Origin of the sequence: uncultured Nostoc sp. (assembly GCF_964245445.1) — a bacterium.
In the GTDB taxonomy this organism is placed as follows: domain Bacteria; phylum Cyanobacteriota; class Cyanobacteriia; order Cyanobacteriales; family Nostocaceae; genus Nostoc.
On sequence record NZ_CAXTNE010000123.1, the window covers coordinates 5,948 to 22,291 of the forward strand.

The 16,344-nt window shown below is 40.1% G+C and carries 16 protein-coding genes; 6 read left to right on the forward strand and 10 right to left on the reverse strand.

What is annotated here, in order from left to right:
• Window positions 1-334 precede the first annotated feature (334 nt).
• The 3 genes from ACFE90_RS20270 to ACFE90_RS20280 all read right to left on the reverse strand — a co-directional run bounded on the left by ACFE90_RS20270 (window position 335) and on the right by ACFE90_RS20280 (window position 3,101).
• Window positions 335-1,207, reverse strand: coding sequence for an S-methyl-5'-thioadenosine phosphorylase (locus ACFE90_RS20270; protein ID WP_375503652.1), 873 nt, complete (start codon window positions 1,205-1,207; stop codon window positions 335-337).
• A 464-nt stretch (window positions 1,208-1,671) separates the two neighbouring features.
• Window positions 1,672-2,748, reverse strand: coding sequence for an AI-2E family transporter (locus ACFE90_RS20275; RefSeq protein WP_375503654.1), 1,077 nt, complete (start codon window positions 2,746-2,748; stop codon window positions 1,672-1,674).
• Between the two features lie 200 nt (window positions 2,749-2,948).
• Window positions 2,949-3,101 carry a DUF5670 family protein gene (locus tag ACFE90_RS20280; RefSeq protein WP_375503656.1) on the reverse strand — a complete coding sequence of 51 codons (153 nt, stop codon included), beginning with the start codon at window positions 3,099-3,101 and terminating at the stop codon, window positions 2,949-2,951.
• A 306-nt stretch (window positions 3,102-3,407) separates the two neighbouring features.
• Between ACFE90_RS20280 and ACFE90_RS20285 the strand changes: the two genes are divergently transcribed.
• A complete protein-coding gene (locus ACFE90_RS20285) occupies window positions 3,408-4,532 on the forward strand; it encodes a metallophosphoesterase family protein (protein ID WP_375503658.1) in 1,125 nt (374 codons plus the stop codon).
• 161 nt (window positions 4,533-4,693) lie between these two features.
• On the opposite strand, the gene ACFE90_RS20290 is transcribed toward ACFE90_RS20285, so the two are convergent.
• The gene (locus tag ACFE90_RS20290; protein WP_375503660.1) at window positions 4,694-5,125 is read right to left on the reverse strand and encodes a nucleoside deaminase; all 432 of its coding nucleotides are present in this window, start codon (window positions 5,123-5,125) and stop codon (window positions 4,694-4,696) included.
• A gap of 15 nt (window positions 5,126-5,140) precedes the next feature.
• On the opposite strand from ACFE90_RS20290, the gene ACFE90_RS20295 reads away from it, so the two are divergent.
• Entirely contained in the window at window positions 5,141-6,064 is a 924-nt protein-coding gene (locus ACFE90_RS20295; RefSeq protein ID WP_375503662.1) for a nucleoside hydrolase, read from the forward strand.
• Between the two features lie 183 nt (window positions 6,065-6,247).
• Here the strand turns inward: ACFE90_RS20295 and ACFE90_RS20300 are convergent, their stop codons facing one another.
• Together ACFE90_RS20300 and ACFE90_RS20305 are read right to left on the reverse strand one after the other, a co-directional pair.
• On the reverse strand, window positions 6,248-7,000 hold the full coding sequence (locus tag ACFE90_RS20300) for a hypothetical protein (RefSeq protein ID WP_375503664.1): 753 nt from the start codon (window positions 6,998-7,000) through the stop codon (window positions 6,248-6,250).
• Window positions 7,001-7,012: 12 nt separating this feature from the next.
• Window positions 7,013-7,564, reverse strand: coding sequence for an NUDIX hydrolase (locus ACFE90_RS20305; RefSeq protein WP_375503666.1), 552 nt, complete (start codon window positions 7,562-7,564; stop codon window positions 7,013-7,015).
• A gap of 125 nt (window positions 7,565-7,689) precedes the next feature.
• On the opposite strand from ACFE90_RS20305, the gene ACFE90_RS20310 reads away from it, so the two are divergent.
• The 3 genes from ACFE90_RS20310 to psb34 all read left to right on the forward strand — a co-directional run bounded on the left by ACFE90_RS20310 (window position 7,690) and on the right by psb34 (window position 10,268).
• Complete coding sequence (locus tag ACFE90_RS20310; RefSeq protein ID WP_375503668.1) at window positions 7,690-8,742, forward strand: dipeptide epimerase; 1,053 nt, start codon at window positions 7,690-7,692, stop codon at window positions 8,740-8,742.
• Complete coding sequence (locus ACFE90_RS20315; RefSeq protein WP_375503670.1) at window positions 8,726-9,772, forward strand: DUF1611 domain-containing protein; 1,047 nt, start codon at window positions 8,726-8,728, stop codon at window positions 9,770-9,772. Before ACFE90_RS20310 ends, ACFE90_RS20315 begins: the two co-directional genes overlap by 17 nt.
• A gap of 325 nt (window positions 9,773-10,097) precedes the next feature.
• The gene (gene psb34 / locus ACFE90_RS20320) at window positions 10,098-10,268 is read left to right on the forward strand and encodes a photosystem II assembly protein Psb34 (RefSeq protein ID WP_375503672.1); all 171 of its coding nucleotides are present in this window, start codon (window positions 10,098-10,100) and stop codon (window positions 10,266-10,268) included.
• 317 nt (window positions 10,269-10,585) lie between these two features.
• On the opposite strand, the gene ACFE90_RS20325 is transcribed toward psb34, so the two are convergent.
• From ACFE90_RS20325 to ACFE90_RS20340, 4 genes are read right to left on the reverse strand one after another with little or no spacing between them, the layout of a single operon-like run.
• The gene (locus ACFE90_RS20325) at window positions 10,586-11,026 is read right to left on the reverse strand and encodes a hypothetical protein (RefSeq protein WP_375503674.1); all 441 of its coding nucleotides are present in this window, start codon (window positions 11,024-11,026) and stop codon (window positions 10,586-10,588) included.
• A 24-nt stretch (window positions 11,027-11,050) separates the two neighbouring features.
• Window positions 11,051-12,004, reverse strand: a complete 954-nt coding sequence (locus ACFE90_RS20330; RefSeq protein WP_375503676.1) for a hypothetical protein — start codon at window positions 12,002-12,004, stop codon at window positions 11,051-11,053.
• Window positions 12,005-12,061: 57 nt separating this feature from the next.
• Entirely contained in the window at window positions 12,062-14,758 is a 2,697-nt protein-coding gene (locus ACFE90_RS20335) for a serine protease (protein WP_375503678.1), read from the reverse strand.
• A gap of 4 nt (window positions 14,759-14,762) precedes the next feature.
• Window positions 14,763-15,119, reverse strand: a complete 357-nt coding sequence (locus ACFE90_RS20340; RefSeq protein WP_375503680.1) for a CU044_2847 family protein — start codon at window positions 15,117-15,119, stop codon at window positions 14,763-14,765.
• A gap of 220 nt (window positions 15,120-15,339) precedes the next feature.
• Between ACFE90_RS20340 and ACFE90_RS20345 the strand changes: the two genes are divergently transcribed.
• Window positions 15,340-16,086, forward strand: coding sequence for a Uma2 family endonuclease (locus tag ACFE90_RS20345; protein ID WP_375503682.1), 747 nt, complete (start codon window positions 15,340-15,342; stop codon window positions 16,084-16,086).
• Window positions 16,087-16,344 lie beyond the last annotated feature (258 nt).

A 16,344-nucleotide genomic window follows, 5' to 3' on the forward strand; every position in this document is an offset into this window, starting at 1 on the left:
CATTGTCAGTCGAAACAATGCCATTGTCAGTCGAAACAATGCCATTGTCAGTCGAAACAATGCCATTGTCAGTCGATTTTTAGAGACGTTGCATTGTAACGTCTCTACTGAATAGTATTGGTATAGTTCCCCCTTTTTTAAGGGGTTGGGAAATTAATCCTTAACTGAACCGTATTGATTTACAGGACTAGGAGCTAATTTATGTTTACGTTTCCGTCATGAACCTACACTTAAGGCTCCAAATGGCATGGAACTCTTTAGCATCGCCTGTATGATTTAAGATCATGGTGCCGCAGCTACGCCCGTCGTAGACATCGCTCATTCATTACCAATACTACAAATACCTCTGCAACAATAACCCTAACTTTTCCTTCGTCGCGGCTGGTGCTTTATCCAACTGAGTCAAAATCGCATACTGCAACGCCGAATGCGCCTCACTCGACGGTGGATTTTCACTCAACCGTCGCACAGTTTCTTGAATCACCTTTTGAGCATTCACAGCATTCCGCAGCAAATTGCCAATCACCAATTCCACCGTCACACTGTCGTGATCTGGATGCCAACAATCATAATCTGTCACCAGCGCTAAGGTTGAGTATGCAATTTCGGCTTCCCTTGCCAATTTCGCCTCTGGTAAATTCGTCATCCCAATGATTGTTGCACCCCAACTGCGGTAAAGATTCGATTCCGCCTTAGTGGAAAAAGCTGGCCCTTCCATACACACATAAGTGCCGCCGCGATGGAGAGTAACTTCTGGTAAATTGAGAGATGCGATCGCATCTGCCAACAAAAGAGCCAAATTCTTACAAATTGGATCGCCAAAGGCAATGTGAGCAACAATTCCCTCACCAAAAAACGTTGAAATCCGATTTTTCGTTCTGTCAATAAACTGATCTGGCACCACCATATCCAGTGGTTTCGCCTCTTCCTTCAAGGAACCCACAGCACTAGCTGAAATTAAATACTTCACACCCAATTGCTTCATCGCATAGATATTAGCGCGAAACGGTAACTCAGAGGGTAACAGCGTGTGATTACGACCATGACGCGCCAAAAAAGCTACCCGTGTTCCATCCAATGTCCCCAGAATCAAAGCATCAGATGGTGAACCAAAAGGAGTCTCGACTCGCACCTCTTCGACATCTTTAAGCGCATCCATTTTATACAGACCACTACCACCAATAATCCCAATACTAGCTTGAGGCATGATTCTAAACCTGTTCCTTGCTGATCTGCTAAGTTATTTTATCGAATTAGCCCAAAATAGGCGTTTTTCTCAATTGCATATAGTTTCACTTTTGTCAACATAATATTAAAAGACTACCTCTCTAGCTAGCTTATTGGGCATTCCGCAATCTCAAGAGGTTGTTTACCAAAGGCGATCGCCTGCGGCACTAAAAAACTCCAGTGTTCCAACCAGCCAGTTAGTGGATGATTTTTGGTTATAACTATGCCTAACTTTTCACGAATGTGTAAATCCCAATGTTATGCGTTTTAGCATTTAGTTATATAGCAATCCGATTTAATTCCTGAATTACTCGTAGAGACTCAATACTTGGGACTGGGGACTGGGAAGAAGGAATAAAGGTGTACTGAGTTTTTTTCATGCAATCAAATATGAGTCCTATAGCACACAAAAGTGTATCAAACATTTGCTGAAAAATCGCTTATTTAGTCGTTCGATTTAACATCTATTTTACTTTCAATTCCTACTTCCTCTAAAGCAGGTTCTTCAAGCGTAAACTCATCAATAAGCGTAATTATCACTGCCGCCGCAGGCACTGCAAGCAGCACACCAATAAATCCAAATAGCTTACCCATTACCAAAAATGTTACAATCACCATCACCGGATGGATATTAACTTGCTGACCCATCACCACAGGTTGAACAACATGGGCATCTATTTGATTCATTACAAAGAAAAGTATCAACACAAATACTAGCTTTAGCGGTGAAATACTCAATGCTACTAATGCTGGTAAAAAAGCACCAATAATTGAACCAAAGTAAGGAATTATTTCAAATAAACCTGCAATAATCCCAAATGGCAAGGCTGAAGGAATCCCCAAAATCAAAAGTCCAAACGTTGCTCCAACACCTAGAAATATCATCGCTATCCCTGTCCCAAAAATCCAACCCCGCAATCTTGTCTCGCAAGCTTTAAGAATTCGTTTAAACCTCTGATGATGTCGCCTTGGTACTAATCTTAAAATCCCTTTTACTAAGGAATTAGGATCGTAAGCCATGTAAAGCGCTAGAATTAACGTCGCTACCAACTCCACGGTTAAACTTAAAGCTTCACCTAAGAAAACTGGTACTCCACCCAGTAACTGGTCAGTCAAGTTCCGTAATTGTATTAGTGCTTGGGAAATGTCTGGAATAAAACTGAATTTCTGACGCAGTTGCTCTACATCTCCTGTCAATCTATTGAGATAAGTTGGTAATGTTTTTATTAATTTTTGAGATTCAAATGTCACACTAGGTAAAACTACAGTTGCTAATACTACAATGAATCCAACAATTAATCCAATTAGTAGCAGAACAGCAACATCCTGTGATTTGACTAACTTTTGCAAAAACCGTAATAGCGTTCGCAAAATTAAAGCAATCAATGCTGCAACAACTAAAAGTTCTAATACTGGTAAAAGTTGGTATAGGATGTAGAGTGCAACAGCTACCATTACTGCCAATGGCGCACCACGAGTTAACTGCGACCATCCATTCTCTGTATCTCTGAGATTCGCCATTATTATCACTTATTCTTCTATTTTAATTTTCAAAATTTAGTGCCAGCGACGGCGTAGAATTGTTATCTTGTTTCAGCTTATATCGACCAGATAATAATTCCCGAAAAATCAATTTTTTCAAAAAATATACGCTGATATCTCAAGCTAATGTATCTAATTTAACTAGTTAAACTTGAAGTAGTAAAAATGTCACGAGTTATTTATTCATACATCACGCGCTTTGAAAAAATTATAGATTCTTGGGCAATGGCTAAAAGCAACACAGCATGAATTAAATTTCCGGCAATATGAAGTACCAGTCCTAATGCCCAAAAAGCAATCAGTACAACAATACCCCAAAGTATACTCAACATATATTTGCTCTGAGTCAAGTAAGTTTTAATTTGTTCATATATTTTACTCCCTAGTCTCACTTTTTATTCCAGACTGATTGAGATAGACAACTTTCACTTTCTTTAAGCAGGGCTATTTAAGTAACAAACGCTTGTCATTTGCACTTGGAGTGTTCTTGAGCGCTATAGGTCTTTTTTCGCGTGTGATCGATGCTTAATGTATACAAATATTAAGTAGACGCACTCCTACGCAGGGAAACAAAGCAAGCGTTATACTTTTGGGAAAAGACTTGTTTTAACCCCTGCTTTTAACATTTTCATAAATCAATGGCTCTCAATTTTCGCTTTGCGGTAGTCAGCGACTTACACCTAGCACTTCCCCACACAATCTGGGATCATCCCAGCCGATTCCATCTGGTAGAAGTCAGTATCTCGGCGTTTAAAAGTGTACTAGAACATTTAACACAACTCGATTTAGATTTCTTGTTGTTGCCAGGAGATTTAACCCAGCACGGCGAACCAGAGAACCACGCCTGGTTGCAACAATTTTTAGCCCAACTACCTTTTCCCGTCTATGTTGTTCCTGGCAATCATGACGTTCCTGTGCTGTTAGCTGATCAGCAATCAATTGCTTTTGCAGATTTTCCCTACTATTACACTAAGTTTGGCTACGAAGATCCCCAGCAGATTTACTACATTCGTCAGTTATTGCCTGGAGTTAAGCTGATTGGACTAAATTCTAACTCCTTTAATGAGCAGGGGGAGCAGGTAGGGTGTTTGGATGCCAAACAGCTACGGTGGTTAGAAGAAGTGCTGGCGGCATCTGTTGATGAATTAGTCCTGGTGATGGTGCATCATAATGTAGTGGAGCATTTGCCCAATCAATCGAGCCATCCACTAGCAAATCGCTATATGTTGTCCAATTCAGCAGAACTGTTGCAATTGCTAAGGCGCTACGGAGTCAAGCTAGTCTTTACAGGACATTTGCACGTTCAGGATATTGCTTACTCAGATGGAGTATATGATATTACCACTGGTTCTTTAGTCAGCTATCCTCACCCTTATCGGGTGCTAGAGTTTCATCGGGATAACCAAGGTAAAGAATCGTTGCAAATTATATCTCATCGGGTAGAATCAGTGCCTGAGTTCCCCGACTTGCAACAGTCATCGCGGCAGTGGATGGGCGATCGCTCTTTCCCCTTCCTCATCAAGCTACTAACTCACTCTCCATTAAACTTACCATTATCACAGGCAAAAAAATTAGCTCCTAGTTTGCGCGAGTTCTGGGCAACTATTGCCGATGGAGATGCAGTGTTAGATTACCCCCACTTTCCGCTAGAAGTGCGGCGTTACATTCAGTCCTATGGTGCATTGGCGCAGCCCAACCCAGGTATGGCTAATAATGGAACTCTGACGCTGATTGATAATAACAGCACACTTTTGCTAGGCTAGGAGCGATGAGTGTCCGTGTGGAGGTAACTTTTTTGTCTCGATTAAAAGCTTGGTGACTTTTTAGATAGCGATCGCTCCTACCATAATTCTCCTATCAAAAGTCACTAAGACACGGGCAACTCCTAACCCAAAACTCCAAACTCTTAACTCCTAACTCCTACCTAGTTACCGATATCTTCATTCCAAAGTTCGGGGTTAGTTTCAATAAACTCACTCATCATTTGTTCGCAATCGTCAAGATTAAGATCAATTACTTCCACACCGTGAGATACCATAAATTCTTTAGCACCAGGAAAAGTTCTGGATTCTCCAACGATGACTTTTTTAATCCCAAATTGCACCACTGCCCCAGCGCACAGGTAACACGGCATTAAAGTTGAATAGAGTGTTGTACCTCTGTAGCTGCCAACTCTCCCAGCATTACGGAGACAATCGATTTCCGCGTGGGTGACGGGATCTGCGTCTTGCACACGTTTATTGTGTCCTCTGCCGAGAATTTTACCATCTTTGACGAGAACCGAACCAATGGGAATTCCACCTTCTTGTCTGCCTTGTTTTGCTTCTTGAATAGCAGCTTTCATAAACTCATCCATATTAATTCTCCTTTTATGACAAAACAACTAGTATTAATGGATCATGATGGCGGTGTAGATGATTATTTAGCAACTATGTTGCTGTTGACAATGGATCATATTGAACTTCTTGGTGTTGTCGTCACTCCAGCAGATTGCTACATTCAACCAGCTGTTAGCGCCACACGTAAAATTATAGATTTGATGGGATTTTCTCATATCCCGGTAGCAGAAAGTACTGTGCGCGGTATCAATCCATTTCCTACTCTCTATCGCCGTGATTCATTTATCGTTGACCATCTCCCCATTCTCAATCAAAGCGAAACCATCACTACGCCTTTGGTTAGCGAAACAGGTCAAGATTTCATGATCAAGGTGTTGCGGGAGGCATCAAATCCCGTAACGTTGATGGTAACTGGCCCGTTGACCACGGTAGCAGTGGCTTTAGATAAAGCACCGGACATTGAAGCCAAGATTCACAAAATTGTGTGGATGGGAGGTGCATTAAATGTTAATGGCAATGTAGAAAAAAGCTTAGAAGCGGGACAAGATGGTTCCGCCGAATGGAATGTTTATTGGGACGCAATTTCAGCAGCGCGGGTATGGCAAACGCAAATTGAAATTATTATGTGTCCTTTGGATTTAACTAACAATGTCCCAGTCACATCGGAGTTAGTATACAAAATGGGACGACAACGCCACTATCCAATTTCTGATTTAGCCGGACAATGTTATGCACTAGTTATCCCCCAGGATTATTATTTCTGGGATGTACTAGCAACAGCTTATTTGGGACATTCAGAATTTTATCAATTGCGCGAATGGGAAACAGAAATTATCACCACTGGTATTAGTCAGGGGCGTACTAAAGTAGTTTCTGGTGGTCGGAAAATTTCTGCAATGGATAAGGTAGATAAAGAGGCTTTTTATGCTTATATCTTGCGACAATGGGCAACGTAAAAGTTGTTCCATCAGCAATAAGTTGGAAGTAGCCAACGACATCTTCCTCAAGTCGAATTGTCGCTTGCTTTTTAAACTTACTTAATGTACAGATTTTGAGAAATTGATAAAAATCATACTCTTATTTCATGGAAAATAATAACTTGAAAGTGAGGAGAAATTACTTGCACTAAGATTTCATTATTAATGTTGGTTAATTCTGGTTCGATACTTTGGTGGGACACGAACACAATTGGGATCGAGAAAATCAATTAAGTCAATTAGTCTATGATGAATTACGATGAGTCGTTCCCTGTTCACCTTTGGTTCATTTGCTATCATTGCAATATCATCTTTCAGTTTTGTAAACCAACGAGCAAACTCCGGATCGCTCAGTTTCTTGACAAACATAGCATAACCCATACACTCGTATGCAATCGAACTATCTGTAGATTGAGGTACTAACATTATTTCCCCAATTGCACGCTGTTCCCCGGTAAAGAGCCGAAAAGTAGATTCAAGTTTTGCTGTTCCAAATGCTTGATTAATGTTGACTAAAAGCTCACTAAGACGACGATTCATTTCAAGATCACCTAGATCCAGGAACTGGATTTCCCGTCGCAAAATCTCAACCCATGCAAGAAACTCTGCAATTACATATAGCGTATTTTGAATTGTGTAATCCTGTTCAGATTCTGAGTGGTGATAAAAGCGTTGCAGAAATTCTGCCTGAACGATATTAAACAGGCGACTTTGGAGATCGATCGCAGATCGTAGCAATGGATCTCGATACTTTGACATCAAAGCAGCAGTTTGGGCTTCACGAGATTCAGCTTCGCGCTGTTTTGCAAGTCGATCAGCAAGTTGTGCAATACGAGTCTGCCCATAAATACTGATGATAGCGCTAATGACTGCAACAATGGCAGAAATAATTGCGGTGATAATTTCGGGTTTCATCTTTACTGATTATTAATAATTAATAAAATTTAAACCTAAGAAGAGAGCCGCAATAGTTCCCGCCACAGAAATTTCACCTTGGGCAATTTTATCTAAAACTAATTTTACAGGAATCAATACCACTTCAATCTCTTCTGTAATATCCAGTTGCTGCTCTCCAACCTTGCTCACATTCTCTGCTAAAAATAAATGTATTTGATTAGTATCTTTACTCGGCTTATCGTATAAAGTTCCGATTTTTCTAAATTCTTGAGGAATATAACCAGTTTCTTCTGTCAGTTCTCTAATTGCTGCTACTTCTGCACTCTCTTTTGTTGGGTCAAAATTACCTGCTGGCAGTTCTAAGAAAAATTCACCTACGGCATGTCTGTATTGCCGGACAAAAATTATCTCTTTGCTACTAGTAATAGGTAAAACCATCGCAACGTCAGGCTTAATACTGACAAAATAATCATCTATAATTTTCCCATTCGGTAATTCTATTTCATCTTGCCTTACCTGACACCAAGGATGATCTAAAACCATTTTTGATTTCAAAATACTCCATTTTTTTAAGTTATTCATAAATAAAAATAATGTATGAAATATTTAGTTATCAAGCAATGAATGTAAAAAAGTATAACAGATGCATCTGATAATCTAAACTTTGAACTTACACTGGCTTTAATAACATAATATGTATAATAAGTATGCAAATAAATATAAAGTTATTTACAGTAAACAAAAGGTTTCCATTGACTATTAGTCGAGGTACAACAGCACAGACAACTAATGTATGGGTGAGAATTTCAGAAGATGGGATCGAAGGCTGGGGGGAAGCATCACCATTTGGTGTGGGTAATCATCGGCAATCAACGGATGCAATCAAAGACGCCCTACAGCAAGTTGTGCCACTGTTGCAAGCATTCAGCCCCTTACAGCGACAGGAAATTGAGCAAGTTTTAACACAAAACCAGGTTCCTTCTGCTGCAAGAGCTGCCTTAGATATGGCAATGCACGACTGGTTGGGTAAGCGCGTAGGATTACCCTTATGGCAAATTTGGGGACTCGATCGCAACCAAATAGTACCGACTTCTGTCACAATTGGGATTAATTCGCCTGAGGGAGCCAAGGCTAGGGCGCAAGACTGGTTACAATTTACTGATGTCCGCCTTTTTAAGGTGAAGCTAGGTAGTCCAGATGGCATAGATGCAGATAAAAAAATGCTCTTAGCAGTGCGAAAAGAAGCACCGGAACTAGAATTTTTCGTTGATGCGAATGGGGGTTGGAGTTTAGAAGATGCGATCGCAATGTGCAATTGGCTAGCTAATTTAGGTATAAAATATGTAGAACAGCCATTGCCACGGGGACAGGAAAAAAGTTTAGCAAAACTCAAAGAACACTCTTTCCTGCCCATCTTTGTCGATGAAAGTTGCTTCACAAGCTCCGATATTCCCCATTTGGCAAACTACGTGGATGGTATTAATATCAAACTGATGAAATCAGGGGGACTAACCGAAGCAATGCGAATGGTACATACAGCGCGAGCATATAGGTTGCAAGTAATGTTTGGTTGCTATTCTGACAGTTCGCTAGCTAATACAGCAGCATTACAGCTAGCGCCACTAGCTGATTATCTAGATTTAGACAGTCACCTCAATTTAATCGATGATCCCTTTACGGGTGCATTGCTAATAGAAGGAAGAGTTTTGCCAAACGATTTACCAGGCTTGGGGGTACAACAGAGTGCGTCTATCACCTAATCAACGAGTAGCTATCTTGCTACATGAAGGAATTATTGGGCATCACGGCAAAACAGGGCTAGCAATTTTACGTTACAGTGAAGCCCCAATCGTAGCCGTAATTGATCGCGAGTGTGCTGGCAAATCCCTACCAGAATTAACAAATATCAAGCGTGATGTGCCAATAGTGGCATCGGTAGCCGCAGCCCTTGAATACAAGCCAGAAGTCTTAGTAATAGGCATTGCTCCAGGAGGTGGTGCTGTACCAGATGATTACTGGGTGGAAATCAAAGACGCTCTAGAAGCTGGAATGTCGCTGGTAAATGGTTTACATACACCAATGGCGAACATACCAGAGTTAAATGCACTGCTAAAACCAGGGCAAGTAATTTGGGATGTACGCAAAGAGCCGCCTAATATAAGTGTTGCTAGTGGAATGGCACGCACCCTTTCCTGTCGGCGGGTTTTGACAGTGGGAACCGATATGGCGATCGGTAAAATGTCAACTAGTCTAGAGTTACATTGGGCAGCAAAACAGCGAGGCTGGCGTTCTAAATTCCTCGCCACCGGTCAAACTGGAGTGATGTTAGAAGGGGACGGCGTGGCTTTAGATGCCGTGCGGGTAGACTTTGCCGCCGGTGCTGTGGAACAGATAGTTATGCGCTATGGCAAAAACTACGACATTTTGCACATTGAAGGACAAGGTTCACTGCTACACCCTGGTTCAACGGCAACCTTACCCCTAATCCGTGGTTCGCAACCAACCCAACTGCTGTTAGCACATCGCGCAAGACAAGTTCATGTACGTAATCATCCCCATGTACTAATTCCACCTTTACCAGAGGTGATTCGGCTTTATGAAACTGTTGCTAGTGCCGGTGGTGCTTTTGCAAGTGTTCCTGTAGTTGGTATAGCACTGAACACAGCCCATTTAGATCAGTCTGCGGCTGAGGAAAGCATCGCTCAAATAATAGCAGAAACTGGGCTACCTTGCACTGATGTAGTCCGCTTTGATGCCAATGTGCTTTTGGATGCCGTGATCAAGAATTAGATGTAGATTTTACTTCATCCAAAAATGATTGCAATATTACAAGCGCTAAATGTGATTAGTAGTAGAGACGCGAAATCACTACACTAACCTGTTTCTACTCTTTTATCCCACTTTAGATTTTGCGATTTAAAAAATTTTGTAAAGGCATAGCGGTGAGCCAACAGATATGCCGCTTTCGGCGGCTGGGGCAGCTTCGCCTAAATCCCCTATGCCTGATAAGTAACTTTTATGAAAATCATCAGCCTTTTTTTGTCAAGTACTATTGACCTTTTGTAACAATATTGTTAAATTTAGTTACATAAATTAACAAAAAAGAGAAAAAACTATGTACACCACCACTAACGAAGACGGCATTCTCAATAACTACGCAGCTGAACCCAAGATGTACTACACCGAGTACCCGGCAATTTGGGAACAACGTAAATACGTTTTACAGGGTCTTTTTGCGACTTTAATTGTCACTACTTTAGTTTTGGTTGGTTTTAGCGTTAGCTAAGATTTTTCGATTTCGGTATCGCTGTATCTCATCGTCATTCGTACCTCTCTCTTACCTCGGTTAGTTTCGCCGGGGTTTTTTGTGTTCGCATCTTCAACGGCGAGTAGTATATTGCGTTGTAAAATAACAACGTAGGCGTAGCCCAACCCAGGCATCGCTCAAACAACAGCAGAAACAGGTCTACCTTGCAACGATGTAGTTCGCTTCGATGTCAATGTGCTTGTAGATGCAGTAATGCAGAGTTAGATTTAAGTGTTGCTTACACCTAAATTAGTTGACGAACTCGCTAATAATAGCAAGTTTATATTCTGTCTTCTCTATGACTCTTTGTGGCACTGTAACCCGAAAGGGATACCTTCCCAATATGTATATCCACTAGCGTAACTACGATCCCATGTATGCATCATTAGCATCCATTTAACTTTTCCGTCATAGAGTAAGGGAAGCATGTGATCTCGACGAGAGCTAGGTAAGTCAGACTTATTTAGCTTTCTTTCACTGAAAGCTTTCCTCTCTCCACCACTATCACTGATATATCCAAAAACTCTGTTTTCAGTTGATTCATAACTAAACTGTACTTCTGCTGTCCGACCGTCCAAATTACACTTCCATTTTCCATCCCAGTCAGATTTAAGAACTTCTTGAGCAAATTTTCGCTCAGGAGTTTCAGCATAAACACCTTGTTCAAATAGGAGACCATACATCAACATACCTATTCCAATTAAGAAACATAAAAGCAGAATTGGAATTTTTTTCATGGCTTTTTCTTGTTTATAGAAATATTACCTGGGTACTTCTCTTGGAGGATTTTTAGGAAAGTCTGCGTTTCCGTAATCTATTACCTCCTGGTCTAAAAACTTCTGTAGAGATGGCTGTTGTTGAAGGGTTGGTATTTGAGGAGCGACAGATTCAGTCCAGTTTTGAGGATCTACAAATACTGCGATCGCCCAACGAGTTTCTTCAGTAATCTTGATCGGTTCAATAGGATCTGGTTTACTGCTATCGTAGCTGAAACCCTCTTTTAAAGATATCCCTTCTGGCTCACTATCAGTAATAATTCTGGCATTGCCAACTAAGGCATCAATTATTACTCTTTCAGCAGAAGAATCAACTTGAACTATGGTTATGCCACTACCTTCTGGGGAAAGATTAATATTTTCATAAGAGTCTGCTTGGCTGCTAAGAAAGTTAGACAAAGCTTTAGTTTTTAGCAAACTACTACCAAACTGAGTAATATCATGAACTTTAGAGAGAAAGAAAGGAAAGGTTTGACTAATACTTACCCTCCCCAAACCTTTGTATACTATTATTCCGCGACAGGAAGGATCTCTATTAGTGTTAAGACCCCAAGCAAACATAAATTTACCATTTAGAGGGGTACAAGGAAACCTGTATGTAGTTTTCTGGGTATTAGGACCGACTTGTACTAATGGATCTATAGCACCAGAACTGGTAAAAAACCTCAAATGACCAAAGGGTTTCTTGGAGCCCTTTGGCACTACCAAAAGCCGATTCATGGCTGTTATTACTTCAGGTTGAGTGGCTACAGGGACCAATCGACCAGCTTTATTTTGCTCTAGTACTTGCAGTTCTTGTCCTTGATCTCCTATATTTTTAATTTCCGCTTTAACAGGCTTTTGTGCAGAACTCTTAACATCAATTGCCGACGAGTAAAAAGGGATCAGTGCAGTAGTTAATCCAGAAATAAGTAATATTTGGTAATGAATTAACTTCACAAAACTCTCCTCCAAAGCAATAATTGAATCTGAAAACACCTACTTACTATCTATATCTCAGTCAAGAGGACAGCGATCGCCCATAACTGATTTGAAGCGATCATCAACAAAGCTAGTCAAAGAGAAAAATAATATTTGTTTAATGCTATAAGTTTTTCCTAATTGGTGTGGTTCTGAACCCACACCTGAACCCACACATGGATTGCACCAACCACAATAATTTCCCGTTTTATTTAGCCATACATTTTCAATCTCTAATAGAGTTTTACTAGGTATTAAGTTTGCTTCTTCTTGTGTATCTATTTTTTGATCACGATTCAAGTCTGCTCCAGTTTTAAACATAATCTTATAAGTTTCTTGTAAAGCACTTTCTTTTGTATATAAGTTTTCACCATCTACCGGATCATCTTCATTAGAAGATAAATAAGTTCCATAATTTTTTGCATCTAAACGTTGAATAAGTACCGGACGTAAGTGGCTATGAATCATTTCTACTCTCTTTTTTTCAGCTTCAGCCATAATACTTTTAATTTTCTCTAAATCACTTTTTTTAATTTTTATCTGATTTTTACTAGTTTCACCAAGCATCTTATTGGCTGTTGATTGGATGGTCACATAGTAACTAAAAGCTCGCATTAAATCCTCATCTTTATCCCATTTTGTATTTATCTGATTCTGGCTTTTTTTATCTGCTACCTTCTTGTATTTATCTGCTTCCTCAAAAAGTTTCTGTAATGTTTCAATATTGTTATCAATTTGACTGACACCAGCCCAAGCATCAAGAAGATCCAACTGTTTCTGATTTTGTTGAGTAATAAAAATTACAACACCTCCGATGATGAGCGAAACTACAGAGCCAATTCCTGCCCACAATCTAAATTGCTCTATTTGCCATAGTTTAGTACTTTCTTTAATGAAAGCTTGTTCATCTAAGTTCAGGTCAACTTCAGGTTTTTGCAACCATTTTTTTGCCTCTAGTAAAGAAAGACCCCGCAAGAGAAGTCCTTGATCCTTTTTGTTATTGATCCATTCAGTTCGTCTTTCATCTAACCTCTGACGCCACAGCAGAAAACTTCTTTGCTCTCTAATCCATATCCTTAAATCAGACCATTCACGCAGTAAGGCTTCATGGATAATGTCTACAGTCTCCGCATCGGTTACAATAAGACGCTGATCAGCAAGTGTTTTTATGACTTGACGAGTAAGTTGTTCATCATTGGTAGTTAGCAATTGAAAGATTGGTAAACGACGACGAGTATCGGGTATTGTGCCTTCGCCATAGTGAATGAGACGAGTGAAAATCCGCTTAGTTATGAGTTGCTCTTTTTCATCAAGATTTCTGTATGTCTCATTTGCCCACTGCCCGATCGCACCAGTTACTTTGCCAATTTTTTCGTAATCTACATGAGTTAATCTACCGTTAGAATGTTCGTTTTTACAAAGTTGTTCAAGAGTAAATTCTAGTAAGGGAAGTGGGTTTTGCGTAGCTCCAATATCCTCAATAATTCGTTCATCTAAACCAGACTCAATTTCTAAACCAACTTGTGCAGCTGGTTTAGCGATCGCTTCTCTTAATTCAGTTTCCTTGAGAGGAGTAATATTAACCTGACCAACTCCAAGGAAATGTCCTAGAGGAGACCTGAGCAACGGATCATAGAAATCTGCTCGTACAGCTATAATCAGTGTAATTTTATTATTCTGAAATAATTTTTGATCTACTAATTCAGTTAAAGAGTTCAGAAAATTTGACTGTTCTGGCTCAGGACAAAGTGCAAATATTTCTTCAAATTGGTCAATAAAAATAATTATTCGACTATTTGTATCTTCAATATTGAAAATTCCATATTTTTGTAAATAACCATGAAAATCGTCAGATGGATTAGCAATATAAGCAGTATAACGATAGCTAACTGTACAGATTTTATTAAATCCCGGTAGCTTAACTTGCTCAAGGTAAGGCAATAGACCTGCTTGCACAACAGAAGACTTTCCGCTTCCCGAAGACCCAACTATAGCTAGAAACTGAGGATTGTTTTTTAAGTGATTAGCTAATTCTACAACTAATGCCTCACGACCAAAAAAGAAATTGGCTTTATCTTTAGTAAATGCTTCTAAGCCTACATAAGGGCAGATATTGGTAATTTCTAGTGCAGGAAAAATTTCTTGCAAGAATTCACTGGGAGTTATGAAAGCAGTCTCTGCCTGTCGTTGATATTTATCAACTGGTGTAATGGCTGTTACCATTCCCACTACACGATGAGTACGTTCATCTACAACTGGCGCACCACTAAAACCTGGTGTTACTTCTGTAGCGTTAGTCAGTTGAACTAAAGGTAGACCATTTTCGCCACTCATCAAGTCACCTATAGTGCCATAACCATACATTCCTTCTAGTGGCTTGGCTTCAGGAAAGCCAAAGGTTTTAAATGCATGACCTGACGAACCCGAAGAAGTACCTAACTGCAAAGGTTTTACTTCATTTGGTAGATTTCCCTCTAGATGCAGTATCGCAATGTCACCCACTGTAGACGCAGACCAGTACTTCTCATCTACACGTCCTATATAAGTCTGCTGCCTAGCGTAAAAGACGAGACTTACAGTACCTCCTGGTTCTGCTTTGGCATACTCTACAACATGAGCACATGTCACAATTAATCCATCTTTAGTCACAATAAAGCCAGTACCAGCTGTTTTCCCGTCTGGTTTCAAGATCCGAACTATACCTGGAGTTAAGTTATCCTGTTGTGTAGCCATTTCACTATTTAGCTTTTGAAAGTTGCTTCCACACCAGCTTTACACCGTAATTTACTTCACCACTTCCCTTGCATACAGCAACATTCCCTGCCTCGCCAGTCATTTTTAATCCAAAAGTCACTTCCATTTCAGTCGGTGGTTCAGATAGACTCTGTACTGACTCAATAAATGCATTGACGTTATGCTTTATAGTTGTATTTATGGCTTCTGCAAAGGTATTTTGTGCTACACCAAGAGTCTGTTTTACTTTGTCTTGCAAGCCAGCCTTTACTAATCCTGGAGGTGGTGACACTTCCTCTTCTTCTACTTCCACAAGGATAGTACTACCGTCTTCAGTGGCAAACTGAATGTATTGCGTCATTTAGCTTCTCTTTTGACTATACTGTCAACTCAGTATGATTAAATCTAGGCAATTTTGAGTCTTTACTATATTTATCAGCCAATTTGAGAGAGTTTACACAATTTTTCTGTAAAAAATTGTGAACAAATCAAGAACTTTGCAACCATGTTCCATGATGAAAGTTTTACAGTTAATTGCGATCGCCCATAAAATAAAGACAAATCAATAAAAAGGGATGTTTATGACAACCCAACTCGGTGAAAGTAAATCTTTAACAGAACTGGTAATATCTTGGGAAGCGTTGCCCGCAGATTTTCAGTTAGAGGATGAACCAGTGGAAAATACAGGTCAGCCACTATTAGCTGGTGCTTTGCGCGAAAGCCTAGAGATAAGTGGTTTCATCCAACCGCAGATGTTAATAGCCTCGAATTTTGGACTTTGTGCAACGATAAACGGGCAATTTGTTGCTAAAGCACCCGACTGGGTTTATGTGCCATCGGTAAATCAAGTTTTAGGAGAACGCAAAAGCTATACACCTAATTTAGATGGAGATACTCCGGCAATTGTGATGGAATTTCTATCTGACGCTGAGGGTGGAGAATACTCTTTTAAGCGAACCTATCCACCAGGAAAATGGTTTTTTTATGAGCAGATTCTTCAAGTCCCAATTTACGTAGTTTTTGACCCAAATGGCGGTTTATTAGAATTTTACCAACTTGAAAACAGGCGCTACGAGTTAAAGCAACCTGATGAAAATGGTCGTCATTGGATTGATTCAATGGGTTTATTTTTGGGAACTTGGCAAGGAATAAAAGAAGCCAGAACTGGTTACTGGTTGCGCTGGTGGGATGAGGCAGGTAATTTGTTACTTTGGGCGGTAGAGCAAATTGAACAGGAACGCCAGCGTACCGAACAGGAACGCCAACAAAAAGAACGGCTAATTGCCTATTTACAATCTCAAGGTATTGATCCAAATAATTTGCAATAGTATACTATAGACAAAATTTTCAAGTATTTGAATGACTCAGTTTAAGCAAACAAGTGCTGGGGTGCGTTAGCCCCTTTGGGGAAGTCAAAAGTCAAAAGTCAAAATTAATAATTCCCATAAATAAATTTAGGAAACTCCAAAAAATAAATTATTCCAATTTCTAGACTCAACACAAGTGTTCCTCCCCCTGCCCCCTGCTCCCTTGCCTTAAATGCGTACCCCTTTGGGGATCTTGCTACGCGTAGCGTCCCGCAGGGA

What these genes read in the sequence shown, in the direction of transcription:
- psb34 (WP_375503672.1), top strand. Translation starts at nt 10,098, where the DNA reads ATGTACACCACCACTAACGAAGACGGCATTCTCAATAACTACGCAGCT.
- ACFE90_RS20310 (WP_375503668.1), top strand. Translation starts at nt 7,690, where the DNA reads ATGCAAATAAATATAAAGTTATTTACAGTAAACAAAAGGTTTCCATTG.
- ACFE90_RS20285 (WP_375503658.1), top strand. Translation starts at nt 3,408, where the DNA reads ATGGCTCTCAATTTTCGCTTTGCGGTAGTCAGCGACTTACACCTAGCA.
- ACFE90_RS20335 (WP_375503678.1), bottom strand. Translation starts at nt 14,758, where the DNA reads ATGGCTACACAACAGGATAACTTAACTCCAGGTATAGTTCGGATCTTG.
- ACFE90_RS20275 (WP_375503654.1), bottom strand. Translation starts at nt 2,748, where the DNA reads ATGGCGAATCTCAGAGATACAGAGAATGGATGGTCGCAGTTAACTCGT.
- ACFE90_RS20300 (WP_375503664.1), bottom strand. Translation starts at nt 7,000, where the DNA reads ATGAAACCCGAAATTATCACCGCAATTATTTCTGCCATTGTTGCAGTC.
- ACFE90_RS20270 (WP_375503652.1), bottom strand. Translation starts at nt 1,207, where the DNA reads ATGCCTCAAGCTAGTATTGGGATTATTGGTGGTAGTGGTCTGTATAAA.
- ACFE90_RS20345 (WP_375503682.1), top strand. Translation starts at nt 15,340, where the DNA reads ATGACAACCCAACTCGGTGAAAGTAAATCTTTAACAGAACTGGTAATA.
- ACFE90_RS20305 (WP_375503666.1), bottom strand. Translation starts at nt 7,564, where the DNA reads ATGAATAACTTAAAAAAATGGAGTATTTTGAAATCAAAAATGGTTTTA.
- ACFE90_RS20280 (WP_375503656.1), bottom strand. Translation starts at nt 3,101, where the DNA reads ATGTTGAGTATACTTTGGGGTATTGTTGTACTGATTGCTTTTTGGGCA.
- ACFE90_RS20325 (WP_375503674.1), bottom strand. Translation starts at nt 11,026, where the DNA reads ATGAAAAAAATTCCAATTCTGCTTTTATGTTTCTTAATTGGAATAGGT.
- ACFE90_RS20340 (WP_375503680.1), bottom strand. Translation starts at nt 15,119, where the DNA reads ATGACGCAATACATTCAGTTTGCCACTGAAGACGGTAGTACTATCCTT.
- ACFE90_RS20290 (WP_375503660.1), bottom strand. Translation starts at nt 5,125, where the DNA reads ATGGATGAGTTTATGAAAGCTGCTATTCAAGAAGCAAAACAAGGCAGA.
- ACFE90_RS20295 (WP_375503662.1), top strand. Translation starts at nt 5,141, where the DNA reads ATGACAAAACAACTAGTATTAATGGATCATGATGGCGGTGTAGATGAT.